Origin of the sequence: Pseudomonas iridis, from assembly GCF_017980685.1 — a bacterium.
In the GTDB taxonomy this organism is placed as follows: Bacteria; Pseudomonadota; Gammaproteobacteria; order Pseudomonadales; family Pseudomonadaceae; genus Aquipseudomonas; species Aquipseudomonas iridis.
The window spans coordinates 234,665-254,631 of record NZ_JACXXO010000008.1; the positions used below are offsets into that span (position 1 = coordinate 234,665).

The 19,967-nt window shown below is 59.2% G+C and carries 16 protein-coding genes; 5 read left to right on the forward strand and 11 right to left on the reverse strand.

The window, feature by feature from the left end; genetic code table 11:
* Positions 1-42: 42 nt before the first annotated feature.
* The 10 genes from IEQ42_RS15725 to IEQ42_RS15770 all read right to left on the reverse strand — a co-directional run bounded on the left by IEQ42_RS15725 (position 43) and on the right by IEQ42_RS15770 (position 12,844).
* A complete protein-coding gene (locus IEQ42_RS15725; RefSeq protein ID WP_042561390.1) occupies positions 43-1,605 on the reverse strand; it encodes a SpoVR family protein in 1,563 nt (520 codons plus the stop codon).
* Positions 1,602-2,873: a YeaH/YhbH family protein gene (locus IEQ42_RS15730; protein ID WP_042561389.1), complete on the reverse strand. Its 1,272-nt coding sequence runs from the start codon at positions 2,871-2,873 to the stop codon at positions 1,602-1,604. The genes IEQ42_RS15725 and IEQ42_RS15730 overlap by 4 nt, the downstream gene beginning before the upstream one ends.
* A 117-nt stretch (positions 2,874-2,990) precedes the next feature.
* Positions 2,991-4,913, reverse strand: a complete 1,923-nt coding sequence (locus tag IEQ42_RS15735) for a PrkA family serine protein kinase (protein ID WP_042561388.1) — start codon at positions 4,911-4,913, stop codon at positions 2,991-2,993.
* Between the two features lie 294 nt (positions 4,914-5,207).
* Positions 5,208-5,537: a thiosulfate sulfurtransferase GlpE gene (glpE, locus tag IEQ42_RS15740; protein WP_042561387.1), complete on the reverse strand. Its 330-nt coding sequence runs from the start codon at positions 5,535-5,537 to the stop codon at positions 5,208-5,210.
* A gap of 33 nt (positions 5,538-5,570) precedes the next feature.
* Positions 5,571-6,452 (reverse strand): symmetrical bis(5'-nucleosyl)-tetraphosphatase, encoded by an 882-nt coding sequence (locus IEQ42_RS15745; protein WP_210704120.1) that lies wholly within the window; start codon positions 6,450-6,452, stop codon positions 5,571-5,573.
* Positions 6,452-6,832: a Co2+/Mg2+ efflux protein ApaG gene (gene apaG, locus IEQ42_RS15750; RefSeq protein WP_042561385.1), complete on the reverse strand. Its 381-nt coding sequence runs from the start codon at positions 6,830-6,832 to the stop codon at positions 6,452-6,454. The genes IEQ42_RS15745 and apaG overlap by 1 nt, the downstream gene beginning before the upstream one ends.
* A 112-nt stretch (positions 6,833-6,944) precedes the next feature.
* Complete coding sequence (gene rsmA / locus IEQ42_RS15755; RefSeq protein ID WP_115147186.1) at positions 6,945-7,763, reverse strand: 16S rRNA (adenine(1518)-N(6)/adenine(1519)-N(6))-dimethyltransferase RsmA; 819 nt, start codon at positions 7,761-7,763, stop codon at positions 6,945-6,947.
* Positions 7,760-8,749 carry a 4-hydroxythreonine-4-phosphate dehydrogenase PdxA gene (gene pdxA, locus IEQ42_RS15760; RefSeq protein WP_210704121.1) on the reverse strand — a complete coding sequence of 330 codons (990 nt, stop codon included), beginning with the start codon at positions 8,747-8,749 and terminating at the stop codon, positions 7,760-7,762. Before pdxA ends, rsmA begins: the two co-directional genes overlap by 4 nt.
* Positions 8,746-10,062 (reverse strand): peptidylprolyl isomerase SurA, encoded by a 1,317-nt coding sequence (gene surA, locus IEQ42_RS15765; RefSeq protein ID WP_147282620.1) that lies wholly within the window; start codon positions 10,060-10,062, stop codon positions 8,746-8,748. The genes pdxA and surA overlap by 4 nt, the downstream gene beginning before the upstream one ends.
* Positions 10,043-12,844 carry an LPS-assembly protein LptD gene (locus IEQ42_RS15770; protein ID WP_210704122.1) on the reverse strand — a complete coding sequence of 934 codons (2,802 nt, stop codon included), beginning with the start codon at positions 12,842-12,844 and terminating at the stop codon, positions 10,043-10,045. The genes surA and IEQ42_RS15770 overlap by 20 nt, the downstream gene beginning before the upstream one ends.
* Positions 12,845-12,975: 131 nt before the next feature.
* Here IEQ42_RS15770 and IEQ42_RS15775 point away from each other — a divergent pair, with 131 nt between their 5' ends.
* From IEQ42_RS15775 to IEQ42_RS15785, 3 genes are read left to right on the forward strand one after another with little or no spacing between them, the layout of a single operon-like run.
* Entirely contained in the window at positions 12,976-13,995 is a 1,020-nt protein-coding gene (locus IEQ42_RS15775) for an aminoglycoside phosphotransferase family protein (RefSeq protein ID WP_042561381.1), read from the forward strand.
* Entirely contained in the window at positions 13,992-14,663 is a 672-nt protein-coding gene (gene murU, locus IEQ42_RS15780) for an N-acetylmuramate alpha-1-phosphate uridylyltransferase MurU (RefSeq protein WP_210704123.1), read from the forward strand. Before IEQ42_RS15775 ends, murU begins: the two co-directional genes overlap by 4 nt.
* A gap of 1 nt (position 14,664) precedes the next feature.
* Positions 14,665-15,432, forward strand: a complete 768-nt coding sequence (locus tag IEQ42_RS15785) for a TerB family tellurite resistance protein (protein WP_042561379.1) — start codon at positions 14,665-14,667, stop codon at positions 15,430-15,432.
* Between the two features lie 70 nt (positions 15,433-15,502).
* Here the strand turns inward: IEQ42_RS15785 and IEQ42_RS15790 are convergent, their stop codons facing one another.
* Positions 15,503-16,492, reverse strand: a complete 990-nt coding sequence (locus IEQ42_RS15790; RefSeq protein ID WP_210704124.1) for an alpha/beta hydrolase family protein — start codon at positions 16,490-16,492, stop codon at positions 15,503-15,505.
* 73 nt (positions 16,493-16,565) lie between these two features.
* Here IEQ42_RS15790 and IEQ42_RS15795 point away from each other — a divergent pair, with 73 nt between their 5' ends.
* Positions 16,566-18,962: a PAS domain-containing sensor histidine kinase gene (locus tag IEQ42_RS15795; RefSeq protein WP_210704125.1), complete on the forward strand. Its 2,397-nt coding sequence runs from the start codon at positions 16,566-16,568 to the stop codon at positions 18,960-18,962.
* 56 nt (positions 18,963-19,018) lie between these two features.
* Complete coding sequence (locus IEQ42_RS15800) at positions 19,019-19,702, forward strand: response regulator (RefSeq protein WP_181818491.1); 684 nt, start codon at positions 19,019-19,021, stop codon at positions 19,700-19,702.
* Positions 19,703-19,967 lie beyond the last annotated feature (265 nt).

Sequence of the window (19,967 nt, forward strand, 5' to 3'; positions counted from 1 at the left end):
CAGGATAACCCTTGCGTCGAACTTTCGGAGGCCAGAACCGAATCAAAGGTGAATGACGGCGAGGTCGAGCCGACCGTAATCCCCTTCGCTGTGTTCACCGCGTGGCGGAACGTGATGGGTTTTCATGATCTGGTCGCCTTGCAGCGTTTCCAGATGAATGTCGAAACCCCACAAGCGATGCAGATGTTTGAGCACCTCTTCGGTGGAGTCGCCCAGCGGTTTGCGGTCGTGTTGCTGATGCCGCAGTGTCAGCGAGCGATCGCCGCGACGATCAATGCTGTATATCTGCACGTTCGGTTCACGATTGCCGAGGTTGTACTGCGCTGCGAGGGTTTCGCGGATAGTCCGATAGCCCGTTTCGTCATGGATGGCGGGTACCAACAGGTCATCTTTCTGGTCATCATCAAGGATGCTGAACAGTTTCAGATCGCGGATCACTTTCGGTGACAGGTACTGCAGGATGAAGCTTTCGTCCTTGAAGCTGCTCATGGCGAATTTGATGGAAGACAGCCAATCCGTCCCGGCGATGTCGGGGAACCAGTGGCGATCTTCCTCGGTGGGCTCTTCGCACATGCGCCGGATGTCCCGGTACATGGCAAAGCCGAGTGCATAAGGGTTGATGCCGCTGTAGTAAGGGCTGTCGAAACCTGGCTGGAACACCACGCTGGTGTGCGACGTCAGGAACTCCATCATGAAACCGTCGGTGACCAGCCCTTCGTCATACAGGTCGTTCATCAGCGTGTAGTGCCAGAACGTCGCCCAACCCTCGTTCATTACCTGAGTCTGGCGTTGTGGATAGAAGTACTGGGCGATCTTGCGCACGATCCGCACGATTTCCCGCTGCCAGGGCTCCAGCAACGGTGCGTGTTTCTCGATGAAGTAGAGGATGTTTTCCTGCGGTTCGGCCGGGAAGCGTGCGTTGTCCTTGTCGCTGTATTTGTCCGCGCCTTTGGGAATGGTGCGCCACAGATCGTTGATCTGTTTCTGCATATGTTCTTCGCGATCTTTCTGCCGACGGCGTTCCTCTTCGGCGGAAATCGGATACGGGCGTTTGTAGCGATCAACCCCGTAGTTCATCAGCGCATGGCAGGAATCGAGCAGGTCTTCCACGGCATCAATACCATGGCGTTCCTCGCATTGCATGATGTACTGCTTGGCGAACACCAGGTAATCGATGATTGAACTGGCGTCGGTCCAGGTGCGGAACAGGTAATTGCCTTTGAAGAAGCTGTTGTGCCCGTAGCAGGCATGGGCCACGACCAGGGCCTGCATGCAAATGGTGTTCTCCTCCATCAGATAGGCGATGCACGGGTCCGAGTTGATCACGATCTCGTACGCCAGCCCCATCTGCCCGCGACTGTAGGATTTTTCGGTGCTGAGGAAGTGTTTGCCGTAGGACCAGTGGTGGTAACCCAGCGGCATTCCGACCGAGGCATACGCATCCATCATCTGCTCTGCGGTAATCACTTCAATCTGGTTGGGGTAGGTATCCAGCGCATAGCCGGCCGCGATACGGGCGATTTCGCGGTCGTAGGTCTGGATAAGCTCGAACGTCCATTCGGAGCCGGTGGAGATGGGTTGGCGTTTCTGCTCTTTGGCGGTCATGTCACTAACCTGCGCTGGAAGAGTTCACGGAAGACCGGATAGATATCCCCGGCCGAGACCAATTGCTGCTGGGCAAACGTATCGGAAAAGGCTTCGGCGATGCGTTCGTATTCGTACCAGAGGGCTTGGTGTTCGCGTGGGGTGATCTCCACGTAAGTGTAGTACTGCACAAACGGCATGATCTGATTGATCAGGATGTCGCGGCAGATGGGAGAGTCGTCGTTCCAGTTGTCACCGTCGGAAGCTTGCGCGGCGTAGATGTTCCATTCATTGCTCGGATAACGCTCTGCCATGATCTCCTGCATCAGTTTCAAGGCGCTGGAGACGATGGTGCCGCCAGTTTCCCGGGAATAGAAAAACTCCTCCTCGTCCACTTCTCGGGCGCTGGTGTGATGGCGGATGAACACGACGTCGATCTTGTCGTAGTTGCGCTTCAGGAACAGGTACAGAAGGATGAAGAAGCGCTTGGCGATGTCCTTGGTTGCCTGGGTCATGGACCCGGAAACGTCCATCAGGCAAAACATGACAGCCTTGGAGCTTGGGTTGGGTTGCTTGATCAGCAGGTTGTATTTGAGGTCAAAAGTATCAAGGAATGGCACGCGATGGATGCGCGCGCTGAGCTTTTCAATTTCTGCTTCGAGTGTCTGAATATCGCCGAAGTTGTCCGGCTCTTCGCGTTTGATCCGCTCCAGTTCCGCTTTGGCTTCGCGCAGTTTTGCCCGGCTGCTGCCGGACAGGGCGATGCGCCGCGCGTGAGCTGAACGCAGGGTGCGGATGATGTTGATGCGTGAGGGATTGCCTTCGTTACTGATCCCTGCGCGCACGGTCTTGAAGGTGTCGGTGCCAGTCAGGTTGCGTTTGACCAGGTTCGGCAGTTCGAGGTCTTCGAACATGAATTCGAGGAATTCTTCCTGGGTAATCTGGAAGACGAACTCGTCCATGCCCTCGCCGGAATTACCCGCCTTGCCCGGGCCGCGTCCGCCGCCCCCTCCGGGAGGTCGGGCGATGTGTTCACCGGCCGTGAACTCCTTGTTGCCGGGATGAACCACAGTCTGCTTGCCGCCGCGACCGTGGTGAAGCACCGGCTCGTCGATGTCGCGACCGGGAATGCTGATCTGTTCACCGTGCTCCATGTCGGTAATGGAGCGACGGCTGACCGCCTCTTCGACAGCCTTTTTGATGTGGTCACGATAACGCCGCAGGAAACGCTGGCGGTTCACCGTGCTCTTGTTCTTGCCATTGAGGCGTCGGTCGATCACATAGCTCATAGGCCCCTCCGGGGAGCTTCAAGTCATAAGCTTCAAGCTGCAAGTGAAAGCTAACCCGTTCTCGGGATCGGTTTTTGCTGTTCTCTTGCAGCTTGTCGCTAGAGGCTTGCAGCTGCTTTATTGCGATTTGCGGACCCGTAGGTACCATTCGGAAAGTAGCCGTACCTGTTTGTCGGTGTAGCCGCGTTCGACCATTCGTGTAACGAAGTCGTTGTGTTTCTGCTGGTCCTCTTTGCTGGCCTTGGCGTTGAAGCTGATAACTGGCAGCAGGTCCTCGGTGTTCGAGAACATTTTCTTCTCGATGACCACCCGCAGTTTTTCGTAGCTGAGCCAGGTCGGGTTCTTGCCGTTGTTGTTGGCCCGGGCGCGCAACACGAAGTTGACGATCTCGTTGCGGAAATCCTTCGGATTGCTGATGCCGGCAGGTTTTTCGATTTTCTCCAGTTCTTCGTTGAGGGCGACACGGTTGAGAATCTCGCCGGTTTCTGGATCGCGGTATTCCTGATCCTGAATCCAGAAATCTGCATACAGCACGTAGCGGTCGAAGATGTTCTGGCCGTACTCGCTGTAGGACTCCAGGTAAGCGGTCTGAATCTCCTTGCCGATGAATTCGATGTAGCGCGGTGCCAGATACTCCTTCAAGAAGCGCAGATAACGCTCGCGGGTCTCCGCCTGGAACTGTTCCTGCTCGATTTGCTGTTCCAGCACGTACAGCAGATGCACTGGGTTGGCGGCAATTTCATGCGGATCAAAGTTGAAGACCTTGGACAAGATCTTGAACGCGAAGCGGGTCGACAGACCGTTCATGCCCTCGTCGACGCCTGCCGTGTCGCGGTATTCCTGAATCGACTTGGCCTTTGGATCGGTGTCCTTGAGGTTTTCGCCGTCGTACACGCGCATCTTCGAATAGATGTTGGAGTTTTCCGGCTCCTTGAGGCGCGACAGCACGGTGAACTGCGCCAGCATCTTCAAGGTGTCGGGCGCGCAATGCGCTTTGGCCAGGGAGCTGTTGAACAGCAGTTTGTCGTAGATTTTTACTTCATCGCTGACGCGCAGGCAGTACGGCACCTTGACGATGTAGATCCGGTCGATGAAAGCTTCGTTGTTCTTGTTGTTGCGGAAGGTGTGCCACTCCGATTCGTTGGAGTGGGCCAGCAGAATCCCGGTGAACGGAATCGCGCCCAAGCCTTCGGTACTGTTGTAGTTGCCTTCCTGAGTGGCAGTCAGCAGTGGGTGCAGCACCTTGATCGGTGCCTTGAACATTTCGACGAATTCCATCAGGCCCTGGTTGGCCCGGCACAGCGCACCGGAGTAGCTGTAGGCGTCGGCGTCGTTCTGTGGGTATTCCTCGAGTTTGCGGATGTCGACCTTACCGACCAGCGCCGAAATATCCTGGTTGTTTTCATCGCCCGGTTCGGTCTTGGCCACGGCGATCTGGTTGAGGATCGACGGATACAGTTTGACCACGCGGAACTGACTGATGTCGCCGCCGAATTCGGCCAGGCGTTTGGTCGCCCAAGGCGACATGATGGTGTTGAGGTAGCGTTTGGGAATGCCGAAATCCTCCTCGAGGATCGCGCCATCTTCGGTGGCGTTGAACAGACCCAGCGGCGACTCGAATACCGGCGAGCCCTTGATCGCGTAGAAGGGCACTTTTTCGATCAGCTGTTTCAGCTTCTCGGCCAGGGACGATTTACCGCCACCGACGGGGCCGAGCAGATAGAGGATCTGTTTCTTCTCTTCCAGGCCTTGGGCGGCGTGGCGGAAATACGACACGATCTGGTCGATGCATTCTTCCATCCCGTGGAAGTCTTCAAAGGCCGGATAACGACGAATCACCTTGTTGGAGAAGATGCGTGACAGCCTCGAGTTGGTCGAGGTGTCGAGCAGTTCCGGTTCGCCGATGGCCAGCAATAGACGCTCGGCGGCGGAAACGTAGGCGCTACGGTCTTGCTTGCACAGCTCCAGGTACTCTTGCAGCGAGAGTTCTTCCTGGCGTGTGGACTCGAAGCGTTGTTGGAAGTGGCTAAAGATACTCATGACGTCACCTCGCTCGATACGTGGAGCCGACGCCGGATCACTCAGTCGATGCTGGCAAGCAGCCGTGGTGGCCACTTGTTTACCCCCCAGAACACTTTCGCGGTCGACAACCTTGAAAGTCACTCCCGATGACCCGTGCGCCGGTGTACCGGCTCTCCCCTGTTTTGGATGGCCTGGGCTTAAGGATAGTTGGGAATTCGGGAGGTAAAGGCGAGATACGTAATTAGTTGTGGCAGACCGTTCGTCTGTCACGCGCGGGCCCGCGGGAGCCGGGGCCTGCGCGTGACAAAAAAATTATTCGGTGGTGCCTTGCGCGGTTTCCGAAGGGTAAGTCGTACGCCACAGCTCGAAGCCGCCGTCCATGCTGTAGACGTCGGAGAAGCCCTGACTGATCAGGTACGCGGCGGCGCTCTGGCTCGAGTTGCCGTGGTAGCAGACCACTACCGTAGGTGCATCAAGGTCGGCGGCACGGATGAAATCCGAGATGGAAACGTTGTCCAGATGCTTCGAACCGCTGATATGCAGTGCGGCAAAAGTAGCGGGGTCACGGACATCGACCATCACCGCGCCTTGCTCGCGCAGGGCCTGGGCCTGTTCCGGGGAGATGCGTTTGAATTCGCTCATGGCGGGTTCCTGTTGCTCGGCTGATTGCGCAGTCTAACGCGGGGCGCTGACTGGCGAAGTTTCGGGGATAAGTGGTGTGAGCGGGGACAGCGCGCCGCCATGTTCATCGCATTTGCAGGAAAGGCGTTCGCCGCTGTCGACGTTCATCAGGGTCAGACTGCCGCCCCAGACGCAGCCTGTGTCCAGAGCGAAAATACCTGGCTCATGGATATTGCCCTCCAGTGCCGCCCAGTGTCCGAAGATGATCCGCGATCCTCTGGTCTTGCGCTCTTTATGTTGGAACCACGGTTTGTAACCGGGTGGGGCGGTGTCGAGACCTTCCTTGCTCTTGAGATCGAGTTTGCCCTCGGCCGTGCAGAATCGCATGCGGGTGAAATAGTTGGTGATCACGCGCAGGCGGGTGACGCCTTTGAGGTCGCTATCCCATTTTGCCGGCTCGTTGCCGTACATGCCGTCGAGGAACGCGGGAAGCAGGTTGTCGTCACGCAGGGCCGTTTCGACTTCATTGGCACACTTCAGGGCGCGGCGCACAGACCATTGCGGCGGGATGCCGGCATGGACCATGGCAACGTCACGCGTCTGGTCGTAGTGCATGAGTTTTTGTTGGCGGACCCACTCAAGCAGTTCGTCACAGTCGGGGGCGTCGAGAATCTCGCGCAGGGTGTCGGACTTCTTAAGGCGTTCGATGTTTTTCGCCGCGGCGAGCAGGTGCAGATCATGGTTGCCGAGGACGCAGACCAGCGAGTCGCGCATGCCATATAGAAAACGCAGGGTTTCCAGTGATTGCGGGCCGCGGTTGACCAGATCGCCGACCAGCCAGAGCCGATCATGCGCAGGATCGAACGCCACTTGCCTGAGCAGACATTTGAGCGGTTCGAGACAGCCCTGCAGGTCACCGACCGCGTACGTTGCCATCAGTGCAAGGCTCCGGGCACGGCGAGGCGAAAGGGTTTGATGACGGCATCGAAATGTTTGCCGTCGTCGGCGACCATTTCGTAGGTGCCCTGCATGGTGCCGACCCTGGTCGTCATCACCGTGCCACTGCTGTAGGTATGGCTTTTGCCGACGTCGATCAACGGTTGCTGGCCCACCACACCTGCGCCGCGAACTTCTTCTTTATGCCCGTCACCGTCGGTGATCACCCAGTGCCGCGAAATCAATCGCGCCGGGATCTCTCCGTTGTTTTGCACGGTGATGGTGTAGGCGAAGGCGAAGCGGTCGTGCTCGGGTTGCGATTGGTCTGCCAGATAGTGGGTAACGACGCTGACATCGACCTGGTAACGGGAATCGGACATGCAAGAGGCCTTAAACAAAGCGGAACGCGGGGCGTAGCTGATGGGATTCAGTCTAGGCAAGTATCGGGCAGTAAACCAGAGTGGCGTCCTGCCCGATAGCGTTCATCGCCGGTCAGTCGGCGGCGGGAGCTTCAGGGACTTGCTCGCTGAGCTTGTCGGCCAGGCGCACGAAGGCCGCCAGGTCGAGTTGTTCCGGGCGCAGGCTGCCATCGACACCGGCGGCTTCGATCTCGGCATTGCTCATCAATTGCTTGAGCGTGTTACGCAGAGTCTTGCGGCGCTGGTTGAAGGCTTCGCGCACGACGCGCTCCAGCAAACGATGATCCTTGGCCGGGTGCGGCAGTACTGCGTGCGGCACCAGACGAACGATGGCCGAATCGACCTTCGGCGGCGGATTGAACGCGCCCGGCCCGACGTTGAACAGGTGTTCTACGCGGCAGTGGTACTGAACCATGATCGACAGACGACCCCAGTCACCACCGCCAGGGCCTGCGGCCAGACGCTCGACCACTTCCTTCTGCAGCATGAAGTGCATGTCGCGAATGATGCCGGCGTTGTTCAGCAGGTGGAAAATCAGCGGTGTGGAGATGTTGTACGGCAGGTTGCCGACCACACGCAGGCTGTTCGGCTCGGCGTTGAGCGTATTGAAGTCGAACTTCAGCGCATCGCCTTGATGCAGGTTGAAATTGCTCTTGCCGGCAAACTGCTGGTTGAGGATCGGGATCAGATCCTTGTCCAGTTCCACCACGTCCAGTTGCCCACCGGAATTCAGCAGGCCGGCGGTCAATGCGCCCTGGCCCGGGCCGATCTCCAGCAGGCGATCTGTAGGCTTGGCGCTGATGGAGCGCAGAATGCGGTCGATGACGCCGGCATCGTGCAGGAAGTTCTGGCCAAAGCGTTTGCGCGCCTTGTGTTGGTATTGCTCGGTCATAAACGGGTCTCGGCCATCTGGTAGGCGGTTTCCAGGGCGACTTGCAGGCTGCCGGTGTCGATCTTGCCGCTGCCGGCCAGATCGAGGGCGGTGCCGTGGTCAACCGAAGTACGGATGATCGGCAGGCCCAGGGTCACGTTGACCGCGGCGCCGAAGCCTTTGTACTTCAGCACGGGCAGGCCCTGGTCGTGGTACATCGCCAGCACTGCATCGCAGTGCTCCAGATATTTGGGGGTAAACAGAGTGTCGGCTGGCAGCGGGCCACGAAGGTCCATGCCCTCGCCGCGCAGGCGCTCTAATGTAGGTTCGATGATGTCGATTTCTTCATGGCCCAGATGTCCGCCTTCACCGGCGTGCGGGTTGAGGCCGCACACCAGAATGCGAGGCTGGGCAATGCCGAATTTTTCCTGCAGGTCGGCGTGCAGAATCCGCGTGACCCGCTCCAGCCGCTCCGGCGTTATTGCATCGGCAATCTCGCGCAGGGGCAGGTGAGTGGTGACCAGTGCTACGCGCAAGCCGCGTGTGGCAAGCATCATCACTACCTGGGAGGTGTGGGTCAGGTCAGCCAGAAATTCGGTGTGTCCGGAAAACGCGATACCCGACTCGTTGATCACGCCCTTGTGGACGGGCGCGGTGATCATGCCGGCGAAGTCGCCGTTGAGGCAGCCGTTGCCGGCGCGGGTCAGGGTCTCGAGGACGAAAGGGGCATTGGCCTTGTCCAGTTGTCCGGCGACCACAGGTGCGCTGAGCGGTGTATCCCAGACATAAAGACTGTTAGCCGGTGCCGGAGCGTCAGGCCAGTGATTCGGCCCGACTTCCAGCAGATTGACGGCCAGCCCCAGCTGCGCGGCCCGCTCAAGGAGCAGGTCGCGGCTGGTGATGGCAATCAGGGGGTGTGGCTGGACTTGCGAGGCGAGCAGCAGGCACAGGTCGGGACCGATGCCGGCTGGTTCGCCGGGTGTCAGCGCGAAACGCTTGGGTTTCACTGCGCTGCCTGGTCTGCACCAGGGAGTTTGATCTCTACGTACGCTTCGTCACGGATCTGACGCAGCCAGGTTTGCAGCTCTTCGTCGTATTTGCGGTTACGCAGCACGGTCATTGCTTGCTGCTCGCGGGCCTGTTCGGTGCTGTCGGTGGCGCGACGGCCAAGGACTTCCAGAACGTGCCAGCCGTATTGGGTCTGGAATGGCTTGGACAGCTGACCTTGTGGGGTATTGGCCATCACTTGACGGAATTCCGGAACCAGTACGTTCGGGTCGATCCAGTTCAGGTCGCCGCCGTTGAGGGCGGATCCCGGGTCTTCGGAGTAGCTCTTCGCCAGTTCAGCGAAATCTTCACCGGCGCTGATGCGCTCATACAACGACTGGACCAGTGCTTTGGTCTTGGCTTCGTCGCGGATCGGGCTTGGCTTGACCAGAATGTGGCGCACATGCACTTCATCGCGCATCTGGCTTTCGCCACCACGCTTGGCCAGCAGCTTCAGGATGATGAAACCACCCGGAGTGCGTGCAGGCTGAGTGATGTCGCCGACGGCCATGCTGCTCAGTTCGCGATCGAACGGAGGTGGCAACTGCGCGGCTTTACGCCAGCCCATGTCGCCGCCTTCCAGTGCGTTGTCGCTGGCAGACTTGGCCACGGCCATCTGACCGAAGTCAGCGCCTTGCTTGAGCTGCTGGTAAACCTCCATGGCCTGACGCGCAGCGTTCTGAATCGCTTCAGAGTTGGCGCTTTCCGGGGTCGGAATCAGGATGTTGGCCAGGTGCAGTTCTTCGGACAGTTGCATCTTGCCCAGGTCGGAGGCGAGGAAGTTCTTCACTTCCTGCTCCGACACCTGAATGCGTTCGGCTACACGGCGCTGACGCACACGGCTGATGATCATCTCGCGGCGGATCTGGTCACGGGCGTCGTCATAAGACAAGCCGTCGCGAGCCAGAGCAGCGCGGAACTGATCCACGCTCATGTTGTTGCGCTGGGCGATGGTACCAACCGCCTGGTTCAGTTCTTCGTCGGTGATGCGAATGCCGGAACGTTCGCCAATCTGCAGTTGCAGGTTTTCGACGATCAGGCGCTCGAGCACCTGCTGATCCAGAACGCCCGGCGGCGGCGAGCCGCCACCACGCTTGGCGATGGTCTGCTGAACTTCGTGGACGCGTTGGTCCAGTTGGCTCTGCATGACCACGTCGTTGTCGACGATCGCAACCACTTTATCGATGGACTGTACTGCGGCGTTGGCCGCAGTACCCAGGAACAGCGCGCCCAGCATCAGCGGGCGCAGACAATCAGAAAGCTTGGTCTTCACGTTCACGATAACCTTGGATGCCTTTGTCGAGGAAGCTCTCTACTTTGGCGCCAGTGAGGCCGCCGAGTCCCTTCAGAACAATTTGGAGGAAGACGCCATGGTCGCCTTTTTCGTTTTGCGGAGCTTCCTGACTGAATTCGTCGTAGGAAACCCAGTAACGGTTGATCAGGCGCAATTTCCAGCAGCAGTTGTCGTACTCGAAACCACCGAAGGCTTCCAGAGTACGGTTACGGTTGTAGTCGTACTGCCAGCGGCTGATCGCATTCCACTGTGGAACGATCGGCCAGATGACCGAGAAGTCATGCTGCTGGATTTTGTAGTAGTCCTTCACGTAGCCAGGTGTGCCTGGGGTGCCGTAGTCGCCACCACCCACCGACCATTTACCGGTGTTCTGGTCGTAACGGACCTGGTCATTGCGATAGCGATAGCCGACGTTGATGACCTTGTTCGGGTTATCTTCAGGCTGGTAGTGGAACATCGCGCTGCCCGAACGCGGGCTGCGGCTGTCCGGATCCCAGTTGTAGTCGGCCGTGGTGCGCCAGTCGCGGTTCCAGCGATATTCGTATTCCAGCGCATACGGCGATACATTGGATTTCGCGTCGTCGCGATCGTTAAATGCGATGCCCGGCAGTTGAACCTTGCGGTCCTTGAAATACAACGCCTGGCCAACGCTGATGCGTTGACGCTCGAAGCCGTCGTCTTCGATCCAGCGACTGGTTACGCCCAGCGACAGTTTGTTCTCGTCGCCGACACGGTCGGAGCCGGAGAAGCGGTTTTCACGGAACAGCGAGCTGTAACTGAAAGTGTTTTCGCTGGTGTCGAACACCGGAATGTCTTCCTGGTCGACCTCAGGTACATAGAGGTAGAACAGACGTGGTTCCAGGGTCTGGTTGTAGTTCTTGCCAAAGAACGACGTGTTGCGGTCGAAGTACAGGCCGCTGTCGATGCTGGCAATCGGGACGCCACGATTCTGGTTGCTGTCGAAAGTACCGTTGAGCTTGTTCTGCTCCGCGGTTTGCCCGGCGATGTCGCTCTTGCCCTTACCATCCAGATCAAGCTGGTACTGGGTGTACTGATACTTGAGCGATGGCTTCAGGAAACCATAGGTCCAATTCATCGGCAGGCTGACACCTGGCTTAAGATTCAGACGGTCCCCGTTGGCACGGGCCACCCCAAAAATATTGGTATCCAAGCGCGGTTCTGTCGTAACACCGTCTTCCCGAGTAAATAATCCAGTTTTCAAATCACGATCAAACCGCACAATCTCGGTCTCGTAATCGAAATTCAAACCTTCCGGGTGATACGGCAGCTGACCATTGAAGGTGATCTGCGGCAAACGGCCATACGGCGTGATGTTCGAAACGGTAGCCAGTTGGTACTGCTGGGCGTTCAAACGCGCTGTATAGCTGTCACCACGATAGGTAACCGATCCCTGCTGGTTCACGTAGTCGCTGGACTTCACACCAATCTGATCGGTTTCCAGATCCTGGAAGTAATACGGATCGCTGATCTTGGTGTAATCCACCTGGGTGAGCACGCGGGAGTCGAGACCGCCCTTGTGCTGCCAGTTGTACATGTAGCGGGTTTTTTCGTAATCGGTCTGCTTGCTGCGCTCGGTGTCGTCATCATTCAGGTACGCAGCGCCGAACTGGCCTTCACTCGACTTGGTCAGGTAACGGAACTCGCCTTCCACCAACATGCCACGCTTGCTCATGTAACGCGGGTACAACGTGGCGTCGTAGTTCGGCGCCAGGTTGAAGTAGTACGGAGTCACCAGTGTGAAGCCGGTATCGGTGCTGGTGCCAATGGTCGGCGGCAGGAAGCCCGACTGGCGACGATCATCGATCGGGAAGTAGATGTACGGCGTGTACAGAATCGGAATGTCTTTTACGCGCAGCGTCACGTTGGTCGCGGTGCCGAAGCCGGTGGCCGGGTTCAAGGTGATGTTGTTGCCCTTGAGCTGCCAGGCGTTGCTGTTCGGTTCGCACGTGGTGTACGTGCCGTCCTTCAAGCGGATGATCGCGTTCTCTGCACGCTTGGCGTACAGGGCGCTACCGCGAATGCGCGATTTGTGCATCACGTATTCGGCGTTGTCGACCTTGGCTTCACCGGTATCGAGCTGCACGTCGGCATGGTCGCCGACGATCAGTGCGCCGTTGTCACGGATACGCACATCGCCATTGAGTTCGGCGCGGCTCTCGGCCTGATACAGGCTGGCCTCTTCGGACTCGACCTGCATGCTGCCCTGACGCAGGACGACATCGCCGGCCAGCGTACCAACTTGATCATCGGTGTTATAGCGCGAAGCTTTTGCGCCGATAAAGGTCGGAGCATCGCTTTTGCTCGTCTTGTCATTCATGCCAGGACGAGTGGGTTCGATGTAGGCACCGGAGCAGTACGGGCCGGTTTCGGCCAGTTGGGCGGCGGTGAGCTTCTCGCGCGGAACCCAGTCGAGGTGACTGAAGTCCTCACTACGGGATTTCAACCCACGGCCTTTGGCTTCGGTGACCAGCGTTGGCTTGGCGCCATTGTCGGCAACCGAACCTTTATCGCTCGGGGCATCGCCGGTGGTGCTGACGGCACTGCCGTCATGCACTGGACGTGGTGGCAATGCAGCCGCCGACGTCTTGGGCGCACAGTCCCAACCACCCGTAGCCGATACGGAGCAGTCATACTGCTCGGCGGCAACAACGAATTGACTGGCCAGAGGTTGCATAGCCAGCAGACTGCCGGTTACCAACAATGGAAATTTTTTACGAAACGCGGGGGATTTCAATGCCATCTTATTAGTCCGGGCTTCCTGCGTGCCATCTGCCCGCGGTGGTGGGCCGCACGCCTCTCGATGGTCTGAAAAAGATGCTGGATAATAAAGCATGACCCGCTTGACGGCTAGCGCCGTCGGAGACCCTTGCAATGCCTGACCAAGATGTACGCTTGCAACACCTGAAAGTTTGGCTCGATGAGCAGTTGGCAATCCTGTTTGCAGATCAGGGCTGGGGCGCCGTGCCCCCGGCCACGTTGACCGCGGCCAGTAGCGACGCGAGTTTCCGCCGTTACTTCCGTTGGGAAGGCGAGGGTCGCAGTTTCGTCGTGATGGACGCGCCGCCCCCCCAGGAAAACTGCAAACCGTTCGTGGATATCGCATTTTTGCTGGCGAAATCCGGAATAAATGTGCCAAAAATTTATGCCGAAGACCTCGAACGTGGATTTCTTTTGCTCAATGACCTGGGCAACAAGACCTATCTGGACGTGATCGACAGCGAAAATGCCGACGCATTGTTCAGCGATGCCTTGCAAGCGCTGCTGGCTTTTCAGCAGTTGCCGATGGTCGCGCCGCTGCCGAGTTACGACGTTGCATTGCTGCGCCGGGAGCTGGAACTGTTCCCCGAGTGGTACGTGAAGCGTGAACTGGGCGTCGAACTCGATTCGACCCAACAGCAGCAGTGGCAGCGCATCAGCGACTTGTTGATCGACAGTGCGCTGGCGCAGCCCAAAGTGCTGGTGCACCGCGACTACATGCCGCGCAACCTGATGCTCAGCGAGCCGAACCCCGGTGTGCTGGATTTTCAGGACGCGGTCTATGGCCCGGTCACCTACGACGTGACCTGCCTGTTCAAGGACGCCTTCCTCAGCTGGCCTGAAGAGCGCGTACGCGGCTGGCTGGAAAGCTACTGGCAGCAAGCTTCGGCACTGAACATACCGGTGCAGCCGGACTTCGAAGACTTCTTGCGCGCCAGCGACCTCATGGGCGTACAGCGCCACCTGAAAGTCATCGGCATCTTCGCGCGGATTTGCCATCGCGATGGCAAGCCACGCTACCTCGCCGATGTGCCGCGTTTCTTCTCCTATATAGAAGCAGTGATCGCTCGGCGTCCCGAACTGGCAGAACTGCAAGCGCTGTTTACCAGCCTGCGTGGCGGAGCGACGGCATGAAGGCCATGATTCTGGCGGCAGGCAAAGGCGAGCGCATGCGCCCGCTGACCCTGACCACTCCGAAACCGCTGGTGCGTGCCGGCGGCGTTCCGCTGATCGAATACCACCTGCGCGCCCTCGCGGCGGCCGGCTTCAACGAAATCGTGATCAATCACGCCTGGCTCGGTCAGCAGATCGAGGATTATCTGGGCGACGGTTCGCAGTTTGGCTTGAGCATCCAGTACTCGCCGGAAGGTGAGCCGCTGGAGACCGGCGGCGGAATTTTCCGCGCGCTGCCGTTGCTTGGCGACGATGCGTTTCTGGTGGTCAACGGTGATATCTGGACCGATTACGACTTCAGCGTGCTGCATCAACCGTTCAACGGTCTGGCGCATCTGGTGCTGGCGGATAACCCGGCGCATCACCCGGCCGGCGATTTTTCGTTGGTGGAAGGGCAGGTCATCGACGGCCAAACGAACGCGGCGACGCTGACCTACAGCGGCATCGCCGTGCTGCATCCGCAGTTGTTCGATGGCTGCGCGGGCGGGGCTTTCAAACTTGCGCCGCTCCTGCGCAAAGCCATGGCGGACGGTGAGGTGACGGGCGAGCGCCTGAAAGGTCATTGGGTGGATGTCGGTACGCATGAGCGTCTGGCCGAAGCTGAAACCTTGATAGAAGCGAGTCGCTGATATGTTGTGGCCAGGGACTCTGATTGGAGCCGGGGCGGGTTTTGCAATCGCCAGCATTCCGGGGGCCATGCTTGGGGCGTTGTTGGGGCAGGCGCTGGATCGGCGTCTGCACTTGCAGAGCTGGGGGCATTTAAGGGAAAAGCTCGGCGGCCGGCCGATGTTGCGCAACGACGAACTGCTGTTTGTGTTGCTCGGACGTCTGGCCAAGAGCGACGGGCAAGTCAGGGACGGGCATATCCAGCAGGCACGTAACGAGATGCGCGCGCTGGAAATGAGCGAGCCGGCAATGCGTCGGGCGATTGCTGCGTTCAATCGCGGTAAGTCGGGTGGCGATAATTTGCGCGGGTATCTGCGGCGTCTGAGTGCGCAACCCCATGCTACCGAAGGGGTGTTGCGTGCCTGTTGGCGCATGGTCTGGGCTGACGGCCGGGCCGGCGTCAGTGAGCGCGAGTTGTTGGCGCAGTGGGGCAAGTGGCTGGGCTGGACGCCTCAGCAGGTGCAAGCGCTGGCCAGCGATTACGAACCGGGTAAACGGCCCATCGTCAGTGCAGCGGTGACTTATCAGCAAGCGATGCGTTTGCTCGGCGTCTCGGCGAGCAGCGAGCCGGCGCAGATCAAACGGGCTTATCGACGACTGCTCAGTCGTCATCATCCGGACAAGATCGCTGGCAGCGGCGCGACCCCTGCGCAGGTGCGTGAGGCGACCGATAGGACTCGGGAACTGCACAGTGCCTATACGTTGATTCGTGAGCGGCGGGATTTTCGTTAGGCATTTTTAAGGTCAAAAGATCGTCCGATCGCGGCCTGAGCCTTCGGACGATCTTTTGCTTTTGCTTTGGTCAGTCCGGATTTTGCGGATTCAACCAGCCGCGCACCCGACGGAACAACTGTTCCTGCTCGGCCTTGTTATCCGGCAATGCCCTGAGCGCCACCTGGCTGAACGCCGGCGTCTTCAAACGCTTGCTCGCTTGCATACGCTCCAACGCCGCATGGCGATCCAGCGGTTTATCCATATAGAAGATATCCGCCGTCGGCAGCTTCAGCGTAGGCGTCAGTTCCGCCAGTGGCGGTTTGGCCTTGGCCGGTGCCTGTGCGTCGACCATGACGAATTTCTCCACCTGCGCTGTCTGCCGCTCGCTCAGGTAACGCGCTGCCCAATAGGCGCCGGTGCCGTGGCCGAGCACAACAATGCGTCGCGCGCTCTGCTGTTCGGCGTAGGCAATGGCTGCGTCGATCCGCGCGAAGATCCGTTCGGCATCGGCTTTGGACTGTTCTTCAGTCGTCTCGGCCACCACTTGATCGGCAACTTCCGCCTCACCGCCTGCGGCCTGTTCGATGGGTTGCGCCGTGGTGGCATCCTTACTGCCAGTTTCCGGCGCTTTCGGCGCCGCTGCGGCTTCGACTACGCGCGGCGCGAACGCATCGCTTTGCAGATCGGGCAGGGTAATACTCAGGCTGCTCCACTCGGCGTTCGGCAACTTCTGCCGCAAAGGACCGATTGCCTGAGGCCAGTCAGCGGTCTCGCCGGCGCCCGGGACGATAATCACTGCGCCTTTGGGATCGGCGGTGTTGGCCGGTTTCCACAGGGCCAGGAAGGTCTCGCTGGCCGCCTGCAACTGTTGCTGTTCTTGCGCCGGCACTTTACGTTCAAGTGCTGCGGCTTCTTCCTGACTACGCTCAAGCAGTGGCTGACGTTCGGCCGGTTTTTCTTCAGCGGGTTTTTCCGCTGCGGCGGCCGGGGCCGGATCGGCGGCGTTGACGGAAAACGCACAAGGCAGGATCAGCGACAGGCACAATGCTGGCATTGCCAGGCGGTAAACAGAGGGCATCGGTTATTCCAGGCCAGAAAGTATCCCGGCAGCCTAATGGGTTGGTCAGAATTTGTCAGTTCAAGAGACTTCAATGAAGCGTTTTCACTGCCTGTGGGTTATCGGCTGTTTGTGGTTTCCCTTGATGGGCTGGGCGGCGCCTGCGCCACCGGCGCACGTTGCGCAATTGTCGGCGAGTGAGCAGCAATGGCTCGCGCAGCACAACGAATTGCGCGTCGGCCTGGTGTTGCAGGCACCGTACGCGCAATACGACCGACGCTTGCAGCGGTTGTCCGGGGCCAATGTCGAACTGATGAAGTTGCTCGCCCAGGCACTCAATGTTGAGCTGAGCTGGCGCAATTTTCAGGATCTGGCGCAATTGGAAGCGGCGGTGCGCGATGGCGAAGTCGATATCGCCCCAGGGCTGACCCAGACACCCAGTGCGCTGCGCCTGTGGCAGTTTTCCGATCCGTACATGCGCGTGCCGCAACTGGTGGTCAGCGATCAGAAGGCCAGCGGCGGGGTGGATCTTGAAAAGCTCGACGGCCAGACCCGCGTCGCCGTGCGCATGCCGAGTACTACTGCCGACTATTTGCGCGGCAACTATCCACATCTGAACCTGCAAGGCGTGCCGCTGGAGCGTCAGGCGTTGCAGCTGTTGCTGAGTCAGCAGGCCTCTTACGCGGTGGTCGATGAAGCGCAGCTCGGTCGGCTGTCAGTGGAACCGGAGTTCGCCGAACTGGTGGTGGTGGGCGACATCGGTCTGCCGCAACTGCTGCGCGTGGCTTCGCGGCGCGATTGGCCGGAGCTGGCCGGTATCGTCCAGAGCGCATTGCGGGCGATCCCGGCCAAGGATCTGGAACGCCTGCACAATCAATGGCTGCAACCCAAGTATCCGAGGTTGTCGGAGTCGCCTGGGTTCTGGCAGAACCTCAGTCTGTTGTTCGCCGTCATGTTGCTCAGTTGCATGGCGATTGTGTTCTGGCAGCGGCGTCAGCAGCGCAGTCTCGAACAGCGTCTGCTCGCCGCACGGGAAGACATTGCCCTGCGCGCAGCCAGCGAAGAAGCCTTGCGGCTGACGCAGTTTTCCATCGATCAAAGCACCGTCGGCATTCTTTGGGTCAACTGGGACAGCCACGTGCGGTACGCCAATCGGGCGGCAGAAAACATGCTCGGTTACCCCTCGGGTGGGCTGATCGAACGGCCGTTGATCGACTTCGAACCGGGCCTGCACATGGACCGTTGGCTCAACCTGTGGAAGCGCGCGCGGGCCAGTGAAGAAGGGCCGCAGAGTTTCGAAACCAGTTGCGTGCGCGCGGATGGCAGTGTTTTGCCGGCGGACGTGTCGCTGAGTTTCTTGCGCTTTCGTGACAGCGAATATCTGGTGGTTTACCTCACCGACGTCACCGACCGTCGTCGTGCACTGGCGGCGTTGCAGGAAAGCGAGGCGCGACTGCAAGGCATCGCCGCCAACGTGCCGGGGCTGGTGTTCCGTCTGGAGCGGGCGCCTGTCACCGGGCAAATCGACTTTGCCTATATATCCGAGGGCAGCGAAAGTCTGGTCGGTTATGCCCCGGCGGCCATCGCTCACCGCGACATGGGCCTGCGCAGCCTGGTGCATCCGGACGACAAGGCCAGTTATCACCAGACCCAGGATCAGGCGCTGGACACCGATAGCGACTGGTCGTGGCAGGGACGAATCCTCACGCGCCAAGGGGTGCAGCGTTGGGCCGAAATCAAGGCGATCACCCGACAGCTTGAAGATGGCGCTTATGTCTGGGATGGCATTGTCTGGGACATCACCGAGAGCAAGCGCATCGAGCTGGAACTGGCGTCATCGCGCGAGCAACTGCGCGAACTGTCGGCGCACCTCGAAAGCGTGCGCGAGGAAGAGAAGGCGCGGATCGCCCGCGAGGTACACGACGAGTTGGGGCAAATGCTCACGGTGCTGAAACTGGAGACATCGATGTGCGAATTGGCCTACGCGCAACTCGATCCCGGTCTGCACGAGCGGCTGAACAGCATGAAACGCCTGATCGCCCAGTTGTTTCAGCTGGTGCGCGATGTGGCGACCGCGTTGCGGCCGCCGATTCTCGATGCCGGGATTGCCTCGGCAATCGAGTGGCAGGCGCGAAGATTCGAAGCGCGGACGCAGATTCCGTGTCTGGTGCAGGTACCGGACAATCTGCCACCGCTCAGTGATGCCAAGGCGATTGGCTTGTTCCGGATTCTGCAAGAGGCGCTGACCAATGTGATGCGTCATGCCCAGGCGCATACTGTGGAACTCACGCTGGTACTGGCAGGCGACGAATTGTGTCTGACAGTCAGCGATGATGGCGTAGGATTTGTCGCCGCTGCTGGCCGGCCGACTTCGTTTGGTTTGGTAGGCATACGTGAGCGGGTGCTGATCATGGGCGGGCGGTTTGCGCTTGAAAGTGAGCCGGGGGAGGGCACCAGTCTGATGGTGTGGGTGCCGGTGGATGAAGCCTGACGGTTGAGTGGTGTTGATGCTGGCCTCTTCGCGAGCAGGCTCGCTCCTACGTTGGAATGCATTTCCCTGAGGGAGCGAGCCTGCTCGCGAATTTTGAAGTGGAGAAGAACGTGATCCGAGTACTGGTAGCCGAAGACCACACCATCGTGCGCGAAGGCATCAAGCAATTGATCGGCCTGGCCAAGGATCTGCTGGTGGTGGGGGAGGCGAGCAATGGCGAACAATTGCTCGAGACCCTGCGCCATGTGCCGTGCGAAGTGGTCTTGCTCGACATCTCCATGCCCGGGGTCAACGGACTGGAAGCGATACCGCGAATCCGCGCGCTGAATAATCCGCCAGCGATTCTGGTGCTGTCGATGCACGACGAAGCGCAAATGGCCGCTCGTGCGCTAAAGATCGGCGCCGCGGGTTACGCGACCAAGGACAGTGATCCGGCGCTGCTGCTCACTGCCATTCGTAAAGTTGCGGCGGGCGGGCGCTATATCGATCCGGATCTGGCCGACCGCATGGTCTTCGAAGTCGGTCTGACTGATTCGCGGCCGTTGCATTCGCTGTTGTCCGAACGCGAGTTCTCGGTGTTCGAGCGCCTGGCCCAGGGCGCCAACGTCAACGACATCGCCCAGCAACTGGCCCTGAGCAGTAAAACCATCAGCACCCACAAGGCGCGGCTGATGCAGAAGCTCAATATCACTTCACTGGCGGAACTGGTGAAGTACGCGATGGAACACAAACTTCTCTGACCTGAACGCGATCCCCTGTAGGAGCTGCCGAAGGCTGCGATCTTTCGATCTTGATCTTAAAAAACAAGATCAAAAGATCGCAGCCTCCGGCAGCTCCTACCAGGGGGGGTGTGTGGGCATATCTGTTAGCGACAGCCGCTTTTGCTGGTTCCTGCGGCTCGCAGCTTGTCGCTCGTCGCTCGCTTGCCAATGCGCGCCATCCTTGTAGGGCGATCCCTACCCCCAACCTTCCATACGGCTGAGGCGATTCTCTCCTGCGCCCCGA